Consider the following 17,221-nt stretch of genomic DNA (forward strand, 5'->3'; position numbering starts at 1 on the left):
CGAGGTCATAAGCCATCTTGGTCAAGAGGTCAAAGAGCGACCTCCTGCCCAAGCTGTCTTATGCTTGTCAGGCCTGAGCAAGCCGATTCCGCTTTTCGGGTTAATCCACAAATTCAAATTCATGTTCGAGCAGTCTGATGGTGTCTCCGTTTTCGGCACCTTTTTGGCGGAGGGCTTCGTCTACTCCCAGACCTCTCATTTGCCTTGCGAATCGCTTCGCAGATTCGTCTCTGTTGAAGTCTGTCATTTTAAAGATTTTTTCAATTTTGTCACCTGAGAGGACAAAGGCACCGTCCGGGTCACGGGTAATGACAAAATCGTTTTCTTCTCTTTCAAATTTATATACAACACGGTGCGTGCTGAGTTCTTCCTCTTTTTCCTCGTCAATAAGCGGGAATTCAGGTGCATCTTCCAGCTTGTCAGCGATTAGATAAAGCAGGTCTCTCAGTCCTTCTCGTGTCACTGCTGAAATTGGGATAACAGGAGAGTCTTCTTCCAGCTTTTCCTTAAAGGCTGCAAGATTTTCCTCAGCTTCAGGTATGTCCATTTTGTTAGCAACAATGATTTGCGGACGCTCTGTCAGCCTAAGGTTGTATTCTTTCAGCTCTTGATTGATTGTTAAATAATCTTCATAAGGATCACGGCCTTCTGTGGAAGCCATATCTATTACATGTACTATTACCCTCGTCCGCTCAATATGGCGCAAAAACTGGTGCCCCAGCCCCACTCCTTCATGAGCGCCTTCAATCAGTCCAGGAAGATCAGCCATAACAAAGCTTCTGTTGTCCTCGGTTTCCACAACACCCAGGTTTGGAACAAGCGTGGTGAAATGGTATTCTCCAATTTTCGGTTTTGCAGAAGAAACAACACTCAGAAGCGTTGATTTTCCTACACTCGGAAATCCAACAAGCCCCACATCTGCAAGCACCTTAAGTTCAAGAACTAAGTATCGCTCCTGGCCTGGTTCACCGTTTTCTGCAATTTCCGGCGCAGGATTGGAAGGAGATGCAAACCTGGAGTTTCCGCGTCCTCCGCGTCCTCCCTTTGCAACCACGGCTCTTTGGCCGTGCTCTACAAGATCCGCAATGATTTGCTTTGTATCATCATCAATGACCACGGTTCCTGGGGGAACTTTGATAATGTTTTCAGCCGAGTTGCGCCCATGCTGATTTTTGGACATTCCATGCTCTCCGCGGTCCGCTTTGAAGTGCTTTTTATAGCGGAAATCCATCAGTGTGCGCAAGCCTTCTTCCACTTCAAATACAACGTCTCCGCCCCTTCCTCCGTCGCCGCCGGCAGGGCCTCCCTTAGGTACGTACTTTTCGCGGCGGTAGGCAACCATACCGTTTCCTCCGTCACCGCCCTTTACATAAATTTTAACCTGATCTACAAACATGGCATAGCCTCCGATTCAATAATTATGATGAAATTGTCACCATGGCAGTCATTTCATGTGAAGCTACATTATACTGTTCAACAGCAAGCCTTGTTTTCAGCTCTGCTGAAAAAAAGCCTTTTAACTTCTCTTCCCCGTTTATTATTCCGTTAAAATCAAAAAAGAAACGAGGAAGCCCGCCAGACATTTCAACGGTTATACATAAATGATTCTCAGCACATCGGTCAACAGCTTCATCCAGCAGGTTCAGTAAACCGCTTGTCCATTTTGTCAGCACATCATCGTGCCTGGAAGCATCTCCGGAATCATCCAGAATTTCATACTCCAGTGTAAAATGGTGGTTTTCCCAGTTAAAGGTCATTAATAAACCTGCAAAGTTATTCATTTTCATATTGCAAAGCCTGGATTCATTTTGAGCTTCAGCCACAATCTCCTCGATAATCGCTTCCACCCTGTCATATCTATTCAGTGACATATTTCCTTTTATAATTTGCAGTCTGTTCATCCAGTCATGACGGGAGTGGGTTAAAATTTCAACAACATCCCAAATTTTTTCATTACTTTTCATATTGGCACTCCCAACTGTCTGTTATCTATACGAGGAGCTGTAATTGACATTATTCTCATCTAATGAAAATTATAACAAAGCAGCAACCTGAAAAGAAGGCGAAATCATAAAAAAGCCTTTAACCCCCTGTCTTTTCAAACAGAAACAGCGAAGGAGAACCCTGGTACTCCCGCTCTCAGCGGTGATTTTTCATCGCAATTCCAATAAAGAAATACAATCTTCCAAACATGAAAAAACTCCAGCCTGAAAGGCTGGAGTTTTCCATCTTAAGCTTCTTGAGCAGCAGGATATACGCTCACTTTTTTGCGGTCACGGCCGTAACGCTCAAAGCGTACAACTCCGTCAACCTTTGCAAATAGTGTATCATCTCCACCACGGCCTACGTTCTCACCCGGATAGATTTTTGTACCGCGCTGACGGTAAAGAATTGAACCGCCTGATACGAATTGTCCATCCGCACGCTTAGCGCCAAGGCGCTTAGAGATAGAGTCACGTCCGTTCTTTGTAGAACCTACACCTTTTTTGGATGCGAAAAACTGAAGATCTAATCTTAGCATGAAGTTCACCTCCTGTTTACTTATTCATCATGAGAGATTACTTGTATATACTCACCGTAATCAGCTTCTATTGTTTGTAAAGAGACAACCAGGCCTTCCAGCAGGAGCTGAATCTGTGCAGAAGCCTCTTTTTCAAGATTGCCGGGAATTCGGCAGGAAAAATATCCGCCTTTTTCATCAGCAAGCTCAATGTCGGGCTCCACCCCTGTCAGGGCTGCAACAGCATTAACAGATCCGAAGACAACAGCTGATGCTCCGGCACATACAAGATCTTTGCCATGCTCAGCAAACTCAGCATGTCCGGTTAATGTAAAGGACCTGATGTATCCGTCTTTTGAACGGTTAAAGCCTGCTCGTATCATCGGCTGCCTTACGCGTTGATAGCGTCAATGACAACTTTTGTATAAGGCTGACGATGACCTTGCTTTCTGCGGTAGTTTTTCTTTGCCTTATATTTGAAGACAACGATTTTCTTCGCGCGGCCATGCTTTTCAACTTTAGCAGTAACAGTAGCTCCTTCTACAGTCGGGCTTCCAACTTGAGCGTTGTCGCCGCCTACGAAAAGAACCTTGTCGAAAGTAACTGTGTCACCTTCCAAAGCACCTAGTTTTTCAACATAGATTGCTTGACCTGCTTCAACTTTAATTTGTTTTCCACCAGTTTCAATAATAGCGTACATTCTTTGCACCTCCTGTTTAACTAAGACTCGCCTGATGCAGGTGAGGAAACACTTCCTGCTTATAACCTGAATCTGAGCGGTTGTAGCTATGGTGCTACAAACCATAACATTAAACATATTATCAAAAATCCATAAAGCAGTCAATGCTATTGCTGAATATTTTTCAGCAACTTTACTGCTGCTTCACCTTCCGAACCAAGAAAGACAACCTGATAAAACGGGACGATCTGCGGCCGAATTCTGAAATAAATCTTAAATTGGAGAGCTGCTTCCAGCTGTTTCAAATGAAGAGAATCACGGCCTTTAAGCAGTGCGGCGATTTCCTCTGTTGTTTCAATCAGCATTGCTTCCTGATCCATGTATTGATGCTCCCACAATTGTCGTTCCAGCTTGAATGCCAGGTGTTCTGCAGATAGTACCTTTCCTGATCCCCCGCAGGAAGGACAGGGAACTGTTTCAGAAGCTTGAAGACTGTCCCTTGTCTTTTTTCTCGTTAGTTCGAGAATATTCAGCTTTGTAAAACCTAGTATTTTCGTCTGAACAGAATCTTCCCCTGCCGTTTTTTCAAATGCTGCCTGCACTTTTTTCCGGTCTTCCGCCAGAGTCATATCAATAAAATCAATCAGGATGATGCCGCTTAAATTGCGAAGCTTGATCTGCCGGGCAGCTTCTTGGGCAGCCTCAAGATTCGTTTGAAGCACAGTGTCTCTCTTAGAGTCCCTGCCTGCAAATTTCCCTGAGTTAACGTCAATTGATGTTAAAGCTTCTGTTTGTTCAATGAGCAGATAGCCGCCGCTTTTCAGCCAGACTGCCTTTTTAAACAATTTCTCAATTTGCGGCTGCAGTTCATAATGAGAAAAAATATCTTCCTTTTTTCTATAATATATAACCTTTTCTCCTGCAATGCCCTTTAGACGGCCCGCAAGCTCAGGCTCATCGCAAATCACTTCATCATATGCAGTTTTCTGTAATTCACCCATCATTTTCATTCCAAAGCTCTGCGCTTCTTTTAACAGTGCAGGTGCTTTATCTCCTTCAGCTTTGAAAAGCTGTGCTAATTCCTCCTGAAGGATGCTGTATTCGGCTGCAAGCTCAGCTTCGGGCATCGCAGCGCTGCTAGTGCGGAAAAGGATTCCCTCTCCTTCAGCTGCAAGTGTCCTCCCCAGATCTTCAAGCTGTTTTCTTTTTGAAAGATCTGTGATTTTTTTGGAAACAGCGATATGTTTCTTGCCGTGCAGCAGAACAAGCGAAGCTCCTGTCAGCTCCACGTTGCCTGAAAGCAGCGGACCTTTTGTCCCCTGCCCCTCTTTTGCAAGCTGAACGATCAGTTTCTGCCCCTGATGCAGCAGCCTTTGAATGGGCGTAGTGTTCTCGTTCACAAAGGAGGGATGATCTGAAGCCCTTAAAAATCCGTTTTTTTCAAGCCCAATATCTATAAATGCTGCCTGCATGCCGGGAAGCACATTCACCACTCTGCCAAGAAAAATGCTGCCTGGCGCTTCTTGCTGGTTAGGTTTATCTATGTAAAGATCAATAAGCCGGCCATCTTCCTCAGCGGCCGACCTCTTTTCAGATGTTTTTGCATTGATTATCAGCTTCTTCACTAATGTTACCTCACTCCGCTGCTTTTTCGTCTCTATTATTGTATCACGGAAAAGTTAATATGCATAAAGAAGCTCGTTCACCTTTGCGTTCACTCTTTTTTCGCTGAAATAAGCATGAAGCAGTTCATTTTCATCCAGCTGGGTAATCTTTTTTCCGTTTTCCTCCACCACAATTGGATGCTTACAGCCTTTTTGAAACCTGAGAAGAACCTGCAGCAGCGTTTCTTCTGAACTCGCAATAAGCGGCCTTAAAGGCGGGACCGCAGGCTGTTTGCCGTAGTATCTCTCCAGCAGAAACCTCATATAGCTGTAATGCCTTTGTTTGTATTCCCGGTAAATGCTATAAGCGAGAAAGCCGCTGATCAGCCAGATATTGAGCTGAAGCGGAGAAAACATAAGTGCAATCAGCATGTAAACCAGCAGAAAGCAGCTTGAAAGAATAAAAGCTCCATGCTGAGCTGTTAAATAGGGTTTATATCTCGATAATCCTAAGAACAGCAGCTTTCCGCCGTCCAGAGGGATAATAGGAAGCAGATTAAACAGAAAGATTGTGACATTATTAAATGTGAACAGCTCATAATCTGCAGACGGCAAAATTCCCGCAAGGAACAGGAGATATCCGGCTAGCTGAAGCGGAAGATGCATTGCAGGCCCTGCCAGAATGACAAAAAGCTCTTCTTTTTCAGGCCGGTTTCCGTGCTCATCCACTTCTGCAACTCCTCCGAAAGGAAAAAGCATGATTCTCTTGATTCTCCAAGAAAAAAAATGAGCACAAACGGCGTGGCCCATTTCATGAATAAATACGATCAAGAACAAAAACAAAAGATTTTTAAATTGCGCTGTTGCAATGCTGATTGCGATCACGCACCATAAAACAGGGTGAATATGAATCTTCATGAATAAGGATAAGAAGTTATTCAATAGAGGTCACCTGAACCGGATCCACAAATGTATCCCCTTTTTTAATGGCGAAGTAATATGTTCCCTTCTCAGTTTCATTTTGCTTAATGCTCCCAATCTCCTTCTTGCTTTGCACAAAATCGTACAGCGCCACGTTCACTTTCTCCAGATTGCCATACCAAGATTCAGTGCCGTCCGCATGCTGAAGAACAACTGTTAACCCTGTTTCTTCTTTTTTGCCGGCTTCAATAACAATCCCTTCATTCACTGCTTCTACCACTGTTTTATTGGTTTCCACCATGATTCCATGCCCATTATCCTCAAAGGATTCAAGAACCTTTCCAGAAGCAGGCAGAGAAAATTGTGCTTGCTCAACCTCTTTTCCGCTTTGATCGGATCCCTGCTGAAAGACTGTTAGGGGACTGCCAAACTTTTCTTCATACCATTTGCTTGCGGCGGCAAACTGAAATTCCTCATTCAGCGCTTCATGAACATAGAATTGCAGAGGCTGAAATGTATTGTTTTTAAATACAATGGCTGAGAAAAGAACAAGACAGGCAGAGAGCAGGATCTTCAGGATAAAAAGATCTGAACGAAACAGCGGATGAAGAATTTTCTCATTTTCCGGCCCCGCCTCATAAGCCGGCAATGACACCTGACCGTATTTCTCCTCATCACTCACATATGGAATATCAGTGAACCCTTTTTTTTCAAAGTTTCTGACCACCCCTGGCTGGCGCTCTTTTTTTCTCTTGCTAATTCGTTTTCTGATCTCGTCGGCACGATGGCTCATCATCATCCATCCTCTGTTTCAATTATTTGTACATATGTATGTCTTGTCCCTTTCTTTTATGTCCCAGAGATCCATTCAATAGAAAAATGCACTTTCAACTGAATACTTAGCCTGTTAAAACGGAATAGGATGATATAATATTGTTATTTCCTCTTCTAAATCATTATAGAGAGAAGGGCTGTATATGACTTTGCTTGCTGTGGGGGCGGGTGGAATTGCAGGAGCTGTTCTCAGATATTCCATTGCCTACCTGTTGGATACACATGAAGTGATCGCACCCCTAAAAACGCTGCTGGTGAATGTAATCGGGAGTTTTTTACTGGGTTATCTGCAGGGACTTGCCTCTGTCCACAAGCTGCCGCGCTGGCTTGTACTGGGCTTTGGCACAGGACTCATCGGATCTTTTACTACATTTTCCACCTTAAGCCTTGAACTTGTTCAGTATGCTTTAATAGATGAATTGTTAAGAGCATTAATCTATTTGTTGAGTAGTTTTTGGCTGGGCCTGCTGTTTGTGTATGCAGGCTATCAAGCCGGAAAGTTTAAAAAGGTGTGAGGACGATATGCTGCTGGCTGATTTATTATTTGTTGGTATTGGAGGCTTTTCTGGAGCAATACTAAGATACACACTATCTAAATATTTAGGGAAATATACGGCATTTCCATTTGGAACAGCGTTTGTAAATTTGACGGGCGCCTTTGCCGTTGGAATTCTGGCAGGTTATGCAGGGCTTTCAGACAGAACTAACCTGCTGTTTATCTCAGGTTTTCTTGGAAGCTATACGACTTATTCAACATTCATGTTAGAGCTGTATTCATTGCTGCAGAAAAAACGTCTGATCCTGTTTCTTACATACGTGTCTTTAACCTTCGCAGCAGGTTTTTTCTTCACACTATCAGGTTACTGGATTGGACAGCATGGACTTTCCTTTTTACTGTAATCTTGTTTAAAAATGCTGCAGAGAATGCCGTTAATCAAAAAACACCGCCCCCCTTCTATCATCAGGTGATAGAAGGAAAGCGGTGTTTTTGCTATATATACTTATAGCTATTAAACTTTCACTCCAAAAAACTGTTTAATTTTGGCGAATACGCCGGAGCTCTGTTCTTCCAGAATCTGCAGAGGAATAGATTCCCCAAGTATCCTCCTTGCTATGTTGCGGTAAGCAATCGAGGATTTGTTATCAGGATTCATGGCAATTGGCTCCCCGCTGTTGGAAGCTTTAATAACCTGATCATCATCTCCAACAATTCCAAGAAGGTCAATGGACAAATGGCTGACAATCTCATCCACATCCAGCATATCTCCGTTCTTGACCATATGCGTACGAATTCGGTTAATGACGAGCTTCGGAGGTTCTATCTCTTCCTTTTCAAGCAGGCCGATGATGCGGTCAGCATCTCTGACTGCAGATATCTCAGGAGTGGTGACTACAATGGCCCTGTCAGCCCCTGCCACAGCATTCTTATAGCCTTGCTCTATGCCTGCCGGACAATCTATTAATATGTAATCATAGTCCTGTTTCAGTTCATCTATCAATTTTTTCATTTGGTGCGGCGCCACCGCTGTTTTATCACTGGTTTGTGCAGCAGGAAGAAGATAAAGCCTGTCCTCAAACCTTTTGTCTTTCACAAGAGCCTGATGTGTTTTGCAGCGCCCCTCAATGACATCCACCAGATCATAAATAATTCTGTTTTCAAGTCCCATGACCACATCAAGATTTCTTAATCCAATATCAGTATCAACAAGACATACTTTCTTCCCTAGTATTGCTAAGGAAGTTCCCAGATTTGCGGAAGTAGTCGTTTTACCTACTCCGCCTTTGCCTGATGTAATTACTATTGCCTCACCCATGGTTACATTCCCCCCTCAAACCTTGTTAACGCAGGCCTTAAATAAGCAAGATTCTGGAGACGATCTATTATCATTTCTCCACCTTCAAGATAGGCGCATTCCATCCCGCTTCCTTCTTCAGGAATATGATCCGGCGACCTGTTAAATATGCCGGAAATACGGAGCTGGGAAGGCATCAGCAAAGAGGCAGCAATCACAGCGTCCTGGTTGCCGCTGTAACCCGCGTGCGCAATTCCCTTTAATGCACCCATTATAAAAATGTTGCCGCCGGCAATCACTGTTCCTCCGGGATTTACATCTCCGATGAGAAGCAAATCGCCTTCAACCTGAAAAACCTGTCCCGACCGGATCATTCTCGCAACAGAAACAATTTCTGTTTCACGCCTGAGCTGTTCCGCCGACTCTTTTGTCATCACGTTGCTTTCAATGCTATCCACTATCAAATTTCGTTTTTGACCTATCTTTTCACGGATACTATCCTCATGCAGAGAAGTAAGCAGCCTGTTTCCCGCCTTTACTCTTACACTGATAAGGGGGACATCTTCCTGAATGTATTGCTTCAGAGACAGCATATCTTCTAAATCCAGAAGAATCTGTTCAAAAGAGCAGTTATCATCCAGATGCAAAGTCAGTCCATCCTTTGTTCCTTTTATAGTAACGTATTGCTGTTTTTGTGCTTTCACGATGTTCACCTCAATGACTTAGACCGGCTGTGCCGGATGCCAAACATACCGGGGAAGGATTGCTTTCCCTGGGCTTGACTTCCTAATTGTTATTCGACAGCTTCTTAAAAATTCCTCTTAACAGCGGCCGTTTATTCTTCATTATGTTCAACATCTAATGTTTCCAAAAACAATCTCGCCGGAAGGATCAGTAAGATTGCCGCAAACAGGTTTACTCCCAGACTCGGAAGAAGACTCTGTGTAGTAAATTCCTGAAATGGATAAGGTGTGGGACGGATTAGTGTGTGAATGCCATACACATAAAACTCCAAAACGGAAATCGCCAACAGACCCATAAATAGGACAACAAGCACATTGTTATGAAGAATCTTAAATACTTTGGCAAGCAGGTAAGCAAACAGAGGATAAGCAAACAGGTAAATCCCGATTACCTCTGTATACACAATGTCATGAAGCAAGCCAAATGCGAAACCGTAGAGAATTCCGTACCTTCTGTTCACAAACGCAGTAATAAATGTCAGTGCGAGCAGGACGAACCTGGGAACAAAAATATGGTTGTCCGATGAAAAAGGGACCGCAATCAGATCTGTAAACACACTCTCGGCTATAAATAATATCAGCATAAAAAGAGGAAGGAGATATTTGTTCACTCTACTTCCTCCTCCTCAAACATTGCCTCAACATCCACCTTGTCTTTTGTTCTCTCAACGACAATCACATTTTCAAGATCGTAAAAATCTGCTGAAGGCTCAATGAATGCCATTTTAGTCAGACCATAAGAATCCGGCTGCACTTCCTTTACTTCTCCAATCAGGAGCCCTTCCGGAAACACACCGCCTTTTCCTGATGTGATAACCTTCTGCCCTTCCTGTATATCCATATCGGAGTTCAGGCGCCTGAACATCAGCATGCGGCGTTCACTGTCATACCCTTCAATCAGACCGTAAATGCTCTCGTCGCCTTCCACGATTGCGGCGATTCTGTTTTTCCTGTCCTGAGCGCTGAGAAGCTGAACAGTTGATACAAAGCTGGAAACAGATTTTACTCTGCCGACCATGCCTCTAGACGTAATAACAGCCATATCAGCCTCTACTCCATGCTGAGAACCCTTGTCTATTTTAACAAGCTCATACCAGCGCTGATCAGGGCTTCGTCCGATCACCGTACTGTATATCGGATTATAATCCCTGAGGCTTTCTTTTCTGTCCACCTCTTCACGGAGCTGCTCATTTTCCTTAGCCAGTATCTGAAGCTCTGAATCTAGTTTTGCATATTCATCAAGGCGGGACTTTAAATATTTATTTTCATCATACGTATTTTTCAGATCTTCAACATTTTCAAAGAAGCCCGCCACATATTGTGCGGGCCTGTGAAACATAGTTTGAAACAAGCCGGTTGTATCATTGATGAACTGCTCCGGCCATGTAAGTTTTCTGTCCTCTTTTAACGAAAAACCAATCAATGCCACTAATACAATGATGCTGACGAGTAGGATGATTAAACGTTTATTGAGAAAAAATTGCGGCATGACTTACACCTCTTAATTCAATTCTAATCAGCGGCTATCTTTTGCTTCACTTTTGAATAAATGAATATGTTCCAATGCTTTTCCTGTACCGATTGCTACACAATCCAGAGGATTTTCTGCAATCAGTACCGGCATGTTTGTTTCTTCGCTGATCACTTTATCAAGATTGCGGAGAAGGGCTCCTCCTCCTGTCAGCACAATTCCTCTGTCCATGATGTCAGCAGCCAGTTCAGGCGGGGTTTTCTCCAAAGTGTTTTTCACGGCATCAACAAGCGTGTAGACCGTATCGCGAAGAGCATCAGCAATTTCAGCAGCTGTGATTTCAATCGTCTTCGGCAGTCCTGTCAACAGGTCGCGGCCGCGGATCTCCATGTTTTCAACACCTTCCGGAGAGCCTGCTGAACCGATCTCCATTTTAATAGCTTCTGATGTACGGTCACCAATCATCAAGTTGTATGTTTTGCGGATATAGTTGATGATGGCTTCATCCATTTCATCACCTGCGACACGGATGGACTGGCTTGTTACAATTCCGCCAAGGGAAATAATCGCCACTTCCGTCGTACCGCCGCCAATATCCACGACCATGCTGCCTGTCGGCTCCCAAACCGGCAGATTCGCACCGATTGCGGCTGCAAACGGCTCTTCAATCGGATACGCATCCCTTGCACCCGCCTGCCTCGTTGCATCAATAACAGCGCGTTTTTCTACAGCAGTAATACCTGAAGGAACACACACCATAACATAAGGCTTTCTCGAAAAAACGCCTCGATTTTTAGTAGCTTGCTTTATATAATATTTCATCATAGTAGCGGTTGTTTCGTAATCAGCGATAACTCCGTCTTTCATCGGGCGGAGCGCCACAATGTTGCCGGGGGTACGGCCGATCATATTTCTTGCTTCATTTCCGACAGCTACAATATGCTTATTGTCCGTTTTAATCGCCACAACTGACGGTTCACGAACCACAATGCCTCTTCCCTTAACATAAACGAGCGTGTTGGCAGTGCCTAAATCTATCCCAAGGTCTCTTGTACCAATTCCAAACATGATTTGTATCTCCCTTTCCAAAACAAATTCCATTTATGGATGAATTCGCAGTCTATCTTTTCTCAAAAAGACTCATAAACACTATTATAACTCAAACCTTCAAAAAAAAAAGTATTACAAGTAGCCTTTCTCCTTTAAGCTCACAAATTTTTGTTCACCAATGATCAAGTGATCGAGAAGTTCTATTCCAATCATCTTGCCGGCTTCGGCGAGTCTCTTTGTCACATCAATGTCTTCCCTGCTTGGTGATGGGTCTCCGGAAGGGTGATTATGCACGCATATAAAAGAAGCGGCAGATCTGCGGAAGGCTTCCTTGAAAACTTCGCGGGGGTGTACAATAGAGGCGTTAAGGCTGCCGATAAATACGGTCTGCTTATGAAGAACCTGGTTTTTCGTATTTAAGTATATACAAACAAAGTGCTCCTGTGTTAAAAATCTCATTTCTTCCATGACAAAATCTGCTCCATCCTGAGGAGAGCGAATAACATATCTTTCGTCATAGGAGAGGCGGTTGATTCTTCTGCCAAGCTCAAGAGCTGCGAGAATGTGAACAGCCTTTGCTTCTCCGATGCCTGAAATGGAGGTAATCTCCTGTACGGACGCTTCCTTTAGCAGCCTTAGTCCTTCAAAATGCTTTAACACAGTGTTGGCGAGCTCTAATACGGACTCTTTTTTCGTCCCTGTCCGAAGCAGGATTGCGAGGAGTTCTTGATTTGAAAGGCTTGCCGGCCCATCATTCAGCATGCGTTCACGGGGCCGGTCATCCTTTTGGAATTCGCGGATTTTTAAAGCAGATATACTCATCTTCTTCTCTCCTTCTTTTTCCTTTCTGCTTTTTTACATATTTTCTAGAGCGCATTTTTTTCAGCATGAAAGCCGAATTTCTTCAGTTCGCGGATGGTTCGTGCAACCGGCAGGCCCACAACAGAGAAATAATCTCCATGAAGCTCTTTCACAAGCAGAGAACCAAGTCCCTGAATGCCGTAAGCACCTGCTTTATCCATCGGCTCACCTGATTCAATATAACTTCTGATTTCAGTCTCAGAAAGTTCATAAAAAGTAACAGATGTACTTTCGTAAAAACTGACAGTTCTGCTGCCCTGCATGAGACAGACGCCTGTTAAAACGCTGTGGGTGCTTCCTGAAAGACCTGACAGCATAGAAAAAGCCTCTTCTTTGTCTCTAGGCTTTCCCAGTATCACGCCATCAAGAACCACTACCGTATCAGCACCAATGACAAAAGAATGCTGAAAGCGGTCTGCAATGCTCTGCGCCTTTTGCGCTGCGAGCGAAGAAACCGCCTCTGAAGGGCTTGCGCCTTCTTCAATGATTTCTTCTATATCGCTGACAGCGATGGTAAATGATAATCCGACATTCTCCAGAATCTCTTTTCTTCGCGGAGATCCTGAAGCCAAAACAAGATGCTGCTGTTCCATCGTCTTTTCATCCTTTCAAAACTGTTATGGCAGGGAGATATAAGAGTATGGTAACAAATACAATATGAGGAAACAATCTCGAAAAAATCAATTTTCAACCTCTTATTCTGCAGAAAAACTCTCAGGCAGCCTTGCTGCAAATAAAAAACTGCACGTAAAATGCAGTTTTCAGTAGAGATATTTACTTTTGGAGCACTTGCATCGTTTCTAGAAGAAGCTGCTGCGCTTTCCAGCCGCCTTTTTGGGATGCATCTGACTGCATTATCTCTGCTGCAGCCAAAAGGCTGGCTGCTGTTTCACTCTTTGCCGCAGCATCCTTGAGTACAGCGACGGAAGCTTTCAAATCAGGTGCTTTTCCCCCGCTGATCAGCTCGGCGGAGGCCGAGGATAACACCTCAAATTGCTGAATCAATTCACTTTGGGAAGCATCGTAGGATAAAGATACATTTTTCCCGCCCCAGGCCTCTATGGAAGCTGCCGAATAAACGGTACTAAGTGAATCTGTAATGGCTTTTTCTTTTGCGACTCCCCCATAAACAAAGTAAGCATCCTCAGCAGAAAACACTGCAGCTGCAAAACCGCTGTCTTTCATTTTTGCGGCAACAGCATCTGCTCCCTCTTTGCTGGAGTATTTCCCAAGCTGCACAACATGAGACTGATAGCTTCCTTCTCCTGCACCTGCAGCTGGCGCTTCTTTCTCGCCTGAAGCAGCATCTTCTGACAGTGCCGGTGTTCCATCCACAGAAATAACAGCAGGACTGCCCTCAGCAGGCAGTGCGCCGCTTGAAATCATTTTCAGGGCGAGCGTACCGAAACATGCCCCAACCACAATGGCCAGCAATGCTGTAACAGCAAATTTTTTAATAGGAAAAGCAGGGTTAATGCTTCCTTTGCTGCCAGCATAAGAATACGTTTTGTTATTCCCCTTTTCATTTCCTTTTCGTTTGAATGGAGTTACGACTTTAGGATCTTCTTCCTGAAACAGCTCGCTGCTGTCAGCCAGCATCCATGGAAATTCTTCTTCTTCCTGTTCTGCCCCAGCCGTCTCTTTTTCAGCCTGCACTTTTTGCTCCCAGCTTGATAGAAATGGCTGCCCTGCTGTATCCCCATTACTGCCCGGAAACGGTACAACTCGTTCTTCTCCGTTAATTTTCACTTTTATCGTTTCTGCTCTCTGCTTGTCCACTTTGCCCCCGCCTTCCAGAACGATCTGTCATGTTTGTTCCCATCCTAGCATAGAGGCAAAAAAAAGAAACAAGACATTTGTCGTCTCGTTCTCAAAGGTTTTCGTCATTTTCCTTCTATTTTTTTACAAGTGGAGAAATATAGGACGTGCTGATTTTTTGAAAAGGAACCGGCTGATCCGGAGAGCTGCTGTCTGCTCCCACCTCAGCCGTGCAGATTCTTTTTGTATAGCCGAGAAGGCACACAGAAATGGATCCATCCACTGAAAACTGTACATATGATTCATTGCCCTCCTGAAACAGTTCCCTGCTATAAGGATCTCTAATAGGCTCCAGCATGCTGCCCTTCAGCAAATCTCCGTAAGTGACGGACGCAGGAGGCGATCTATTCAGTGACTGCTGATAAAAAACGGCTGACTCTTTCAGCTGATAGGCATGCCCCTCAAAAGCTCTGTCCTTTGATGTCGAAATCAGCGAACCAAAGGTCGGCACTGCAATGGCAGCTAAAATTCCAAGAATGACAATCACTGCTAGCACCTCAAGAAGAGTCATTCCTCTTTGGGTTGGAAAACTGCTGTTACTCTTCATATTCTTCCGTTATCACTGCAGAATCATTGAGATAGTTTTGAAATGGATTATGTTTATTGCTGGAAACAGGCGCGCTTATACCGGGAAGAGAATTTTTCAGCTCTGTCAGTCCCGGCATATAAAATGAGTTCAGTGAAACGGAAAACTCATAATCTCCTATATCCTGCTCCAGGCTGGTAATTTCCGGCTGGCCGGTAATCGTCAAATCTTCAATCTGCACAATGCGCTGCATCTTTTCCAGGGAAATTAAAAATTGCTGCATGTCATAATAATTGGCTGCAGTAACGTTCGCCTGAACGCTGAGCATCTCCAAACCTGCGGGCAAAAATGCTGCTTCTCCTCCTGAAGCTTCAGCTTCCTCAGTAACCTCCCCGTTTTCAGAAGAAGCTGCATTCTCCTGCTCGGATTCAGTTGAGACTGCTGCTTCCGCTTCTGGAGGCTGAATCTCAAAAACACTTTCCGAGAATGCCAGATTCGTAATAAATGTATTCGAAATAATTTCAGCTTTTTCCAGTTCCAGCAAAAACTGCTCCTCAAAAGGATCTACCGGAATTCTTTTTTGCAGTTCAGCTGCTGTTTGCTTGTTTATCATCTGACCTTCTGAATTCTGAGCGACTGATTCCAGCAGCTGTTTTTCTGCTGCCAGCAAGGAAGAAGCACTTTCTATTTCTCGTTCGATTCCTGTGAGAAAGAAAAAATAATAGCCTGCAAGAATGACTGATAGCAAAATACCAAAAAAAGAAAGAAGCATCCAATAAAGCTTTGTCCACATATTGTTCATTCACTTCCCTCCATTCCGGCAGCCTTTAGTTCTTCTGAATTAAATACAACCTGATAAGCGGCTATATAGCGGGGAATTCCTTCCTTTCTCTCTGTTTCTTCTTCTTCAGTCCCGCTCTCCTCCGTTTGAAGCTGCTGAGTTGTAATGGACAGGAGCTTCGCTTCCAGGATGATATGAGAAGACTTCAGCCGGTTCAGATAAAAAGCGGCTTCTCTGCTGTTATCAAATTGTACAGAGATATCAGCTCTTTGAGCTCCGCTGTAAGAAAGGCTTTGAAAATAACCGGTTTCAGGCAGCAAAGAACTAATTTCTTCCAAAACAGGAACAACTCTGGCCGGATAGCTGATTGACCAGTTTACTGTATTTTGAAGAACAGCAGCTGCATTGGAGTTGATTTGTTCGGCTTTTATACCTTGAAGAAGCTCTGACTGTTTTGCCGTCTGTTCAGTTTCCTGCTGTATTCTTAGAAGCTCATCCTTTTTCCCCTGATAGGAAAAAGTGAGCCAGATCAACAGCACTGATAAAATAGGTACAAACACAGCTATCAGCAAGGCAGTTCTATAGCTTTTTTTCTTTTTTTCAGGAAGCAGATTAATCTCTAACGCCATGATTACACCTCTTTAAGAGCAAGTCCGAGAACAGAATAAAACTTTTCAGGAAGCTTTTCACCCTGAGCTGTCAGAATCTCGCTGTGTCCAATATGTAAAACCGGAATGTCCAATCTGCTATTCATGATGTCTTCAATTCCCCCCAGAAAAGGATGATCGCCGCAAATGAAAACAGCATCAATTTCGCGGTTTCCCTGATGCAGAGAAAATCTGAAAAAATTCATTACCTTTTCCATTTCTTTTACTGCATCCTGAAATACGTACGAATTCTCCAATTCATTTTCATGGGAGGGTTTGAAACGGTAGTATCCTTCGCTGATAAGGGATTGTGTTGTTTCCCAGTCTTCAAAGAGAAAATCAATTGGAATATGCCTTGTCAGGATGGGATATATTCCTTCAAAAATCGTCATTGTAAAAGCGTTGAGCTGAAATTGAACCATCAGGGTGCTCTTCTGCTCTTCCAGTTTGTGAAAATGATCATGCAAACGTCTTTGTGACAGTGGTGAGATGTCAGCAGACACGGCAGGCAGCTTAAGTTTTTCGAACAGTGCAGCGTAAGAAGAGACAAGATCCTCAGGCGCGGCATACAAAAGGAGCTCCCTTTGTCCGCCTGTGGAATTCAACACTGTGTAGTCAAATACGGGATTTTCAAATGGCAGGTGAATATTCGTCCCGAATTCGAGATACAGATATCCTTTGATTTCATCTTCTTTGATATCTGCCGGAATTGAAATTCTTTTAATCACCACAACCGAATCTGGCACAAGAAACCGGACAGATTTCCGCTTCAGCCCCCACTCCTGAATCCGTTCCTCTAGAATGATTTCGAACTTCTCAGTGTCTGCTATTCTCCCAGTCTCTACAATACCAGGCGGCAGCAGGTACTCCCCAAACCTGCTGGCCACAAGCGGAGAAGATGATTTGAGCTCTAAAAATTGAATAGAATAATCATTGATCAGCAGATTAACAGTGTTTTTTTTTCCAGATAGAAAAGACAGTTTCATGGCATAT

At 43.9% G+C, this 17,221-nt stretch carries 22 protein-coding genes and 1 other annotated feature; of the genes, 2 read left to right on the plus strand and 20 right to left on the minus strand.

The window, feature by feature from the left end; all coding sequences use genetic code 11:
• Window positions 1-100 precede the first annotated feature (100 nt).
• The 8 genes from obgE to GJU40_RS04485 form a co-directional block, all read right to left on the minus strand.
• On the minus strand, window positions 101-1,396 hold the full coding sequence (gene obgE, locus GJU40_RS04450; RefSeq protein ID WP_154306536.1) for a GTPase ObgE: 1,296 nt from the start codon (window positions 1,394-1,396) through the stop codon (window positions 101-103).
• A gap of 22 nt (window positions 1,397-1,418) precedes the next feature.
• Window positions 1,419-1,964 carry a sporulation initiation phosphotransferase B gene (locus GJU40_RS04455; RefSeq protein ID WP_154306537.1) on the minus strand — a complete coding sequence of 182 codons (546 nt, stop codon included), beginning with the start codon at window positions 1,962-1,964 and terminating at the stop codon, window positions 1,419-1,421.
• Between the two features lie 266 nt (window positions 1,965-2,230).
• A complete protein-coding gene (rpmA, locus tag GJU40_RS04460; RefSeq protein ID WP_154306538.1) occupies window positions 2,231-2,521 on the minus strand; it encodes a 50S ribosomal protein L27 in 291 nt (96 codons plus the stop codon).
• A gap of 20 nt (window positions 2,522-2,541) precedes the next feature.
• Window positions 2,542-2,883 (minus strand): ribosomal-processing cysteine protease Prp, encoded by a 342-nt coding sequence (locus tag GJU40_RS04465; protein ID WP_154306539.1) that lies wholly within the window; start codon window positions 2,881-2,883, stop codon window positions 2,542-2,544.
• Between the two features lie 8 nt (window positions 2,884-2,891).
• Window positions 2,892-3,200 (minus strand): 50S ribosomal protein L21, encoded by a 309-nt coding sequence (rplU, locus tag GJU40_RS04470; RefSeq protein ID WP_154306540.1) that lies wholly within the window; start codon window positions 3,198-3,200, stop codon window positions 2,892-2,894.
• Between the two features lie 13 nt (window positions 3,201-3,213).
• Window positions 3,214-3,292, minus strand: a sequence feature (ribosomal protein L21 leader region).
• 54 nt (window positions 3,293-3,346) lie between these two features.
• Window positions 3,347-4,804 (minus strand): Rne/Rng family ribonuclease, encoded by a 1,458-nt coding sequence (locus GJU40_RS04475; protein WP_154306541.1) that lies wholly within the window; start codon window positions 4,802-4,804, stop codon window positions 3,347-3,349.
• Window positions 4,805-4,858: 54 nt separating this feature from the next.
• The gene (locus tag GJU40_RS04480; protein WP_154306542.1) at window positions 4,859-5,725 is read right to left on the minus strand and encodes a M50 family metallopeptidase; all 867 of its coding nucleotides are present in this window, start codon (window positions 5,723-5,725) and stop codon (window positions 4,859-4,861) included.
• Window positions 5,718-6,503 (minus strand): peptidoglycan DD-metalloendopeptidase family protein, encoded by a 786-nt coding sequence (locus GJU40_RS04485; protein WP_343031390.1) that lies wholly within the window; start codon window positions 6,501-6,503, stop codon window positions 5,718-5,720. The genes GJU40_RS04480 and GJU40_RS04485 overlap by 8 nt, the downstream gene beginning before the upstream one ends.
• Before the next feature lie 178 nt (window positions 6,504-6,681).
• Between GJU40_RS04485 and GJU40_RS04490 the strand changes: the two genes are divergently transcribed.
• Window positions 6,682-7,053, plus strand: a complete 372-nt coding sequence (locus GJU40_RS04490) for a fluoride efflux transporter FluC (RefSeq protein WP_154306543.1) — start codon at window positions 6,682-6,684, stop codon at window positions 7,051-7,053.
• A gap of 7 nt (window positions 7,054-7,060) precedes the next feature.
• Complete coding sequence (locus GJU40_RS04495) at window positions 7,061-7,438, plus strand: fluoride efflux transporter FluC (protein ID WP_170289323.1); 378 nt, start codon at window positions 7,061-7,063, stop codon at window positions 7,436-7,438.
• A 110-nt stretch (window positions 7,439-7,548) separates the two neighbouring features.
• On the opposite strand, the gene minD is transcribed toward GJU40_RS04495, so the two are convergent.
• The 12 genes from minD to pilM form a co-directional block, all read right to left on the minus strand.
• Window positions 7,549-8,352 (minus strand): septum site-determining protein MinD, encoded by an 804-nt coding sequence (gene minD / locus GJU40_RS04500; RefSeq protein ID WP_154306545.1) that lies wholly within the window; start codon window positions 8,350-8,352, stop codon window positions 7,549-7,551.
• 2 nt (window positions 8,353-8,354) lie between these two features.
• A complete protein-coding gene (gene minC / locus GJU40_RS04505; protein WP_343031391.1) occupies window positions 8,355-9,035 on the minus strand; it encodes a septum site-determining protein MinC in 681 nt (226 codons plus the stop codon).
• A 131-nt stretch (window positions 9,036-9,166) separates the two neighbouring features.
• Entirely contained in the window at window positions 9,167-9,685 is a 519-nt protein-coding gene (gene mreD / locus GJU40_RS04510; RefSeq protein WP_343031392.1) for a rod shape-determining protein MreD, read from the minus strand.
• Window positions 9,682-10,563, minus strand: coding sequence for a rod shape-determining protein MreC (gene mreC / locus GJU40_RS04515; protein WP_154306546.1), 882 nt, complete (start codon window positions 10,561-10,563; stop codon window positions 9,682-9,684). The genes mreD and mreC overlap by 4 nt, the downstream gene beginning before the upstream one ends.
• A gap of 27 nt (window positions 10,564-10,590) precedes the next feature.
• Entirely contained in the window at window positions 10,591-11,613 is a 1,023-nt protein-coding gene (locus tag GJU40_RS04520; protein WP_154306583.1) for a rod shape-determining protein, read from the minus strand.
• 114 nt (window positions 11,614-11,727) lie between these two features.
• On the minus strand, window positions 11,728-12,417 hold the full coding sequence (gene radC, locus GJU40_RS04525; RefSeq protein WP_154306547.1) for a RadC family protein: 690 nt from the start codon (window positions 12,415-12,417) through the stop codon (window positions 11,728-11,730).
• Between the two features lie 44 nt (window positions 12,418-12,461).
• The gene (locus GJU40_RS04530; RefSeq protein WP_154306548.1) at window positions 12,462-13,049 is read right to left on the minus strand and encodes a Maf family protein; all 588 of its coding nucleotides are present in this window, start codon (window positions 13,047-13,049) and stop codon (window positions 12,462-12,464) included.
• Window positions 13,050-13,230: 181 nt separating this feature from the next.
• Window positions 13,231-14,235 (minus strand): SPOR domain-containing protein, encoded by a 1,005-nt coding sequence (locus GJU40_RS21335; protein WP_154306549.1) that lies wholly within the window; start codon window positions 14,233-14,235, stop codon window positions 13,231-13,233.
• Between the two features lie 115 nt (window positions 14,236-14,350).
• Window positions 14,351-14,821 (minus strand): type II secretion system protein, encoded by a 471-nt coding sequence (locus tag GJU40_RS04540; protein WP_154306550.1) that lies wholly within the window; start codon window positions 14,819-14,821, stop codon window positions 14,351-14,353.
• Window positions 14,811-15,602: a hypothetical protein gene (locus GJU40_RS04545; protein ID WP_154306551.1), complete on the minus strand. Its 792-nt coding sequence runs from the start codon at window positions 15,600-15,602 to the stop codon at window positions 14,811-14,813. The genes GJU40_RS04540 and GJU40_RS04545 overlap by 11 nt, the downstream gene beginning before the upstream one ends.
• Window positions 15,599-16,210 carry a PilN domain-containing protein gene (locus tag GJU40_RS04550; protein WP_154306552.1) on the minus strand — a complete coding sequence of 204 codons (612 nt, stop codon included), beginning with the start codon at window positions 16,208-16,210 and terminating at the stop codon, window positions 15,599-15,601. Before GJU40_RS04550 ends, GJU40_RS04545 begins: the two co-directional genes overlap by 4 nt.
• Window positions 16,211-16,212: 2 nt before the next feature.
• Window positions 16,213-17,214: a type IV pilus biogenesis protein PilM gene (gene pilM / locus GJU40_RS04555; RefSeq protein ID WP_154306553.1), complete on the minus strand. Its 1,002-nt coding sequence runs from the start codon at window positions 17,212-17,214 to the stop codon at window positions 16,213-16,215.
• Window positions 17,215-17,221: the final 7 nt, after the last annotated feature.

Origin of the sequence: Metabacillus lacus, assembly GCF_009674805.1 — a bacterium.
Classification (GTDB): Bacteria; Bacillota; Bacilli; order Bacillales; family Bacillaceae; genus Metabacillus_C; species Metabacillus_C lacus.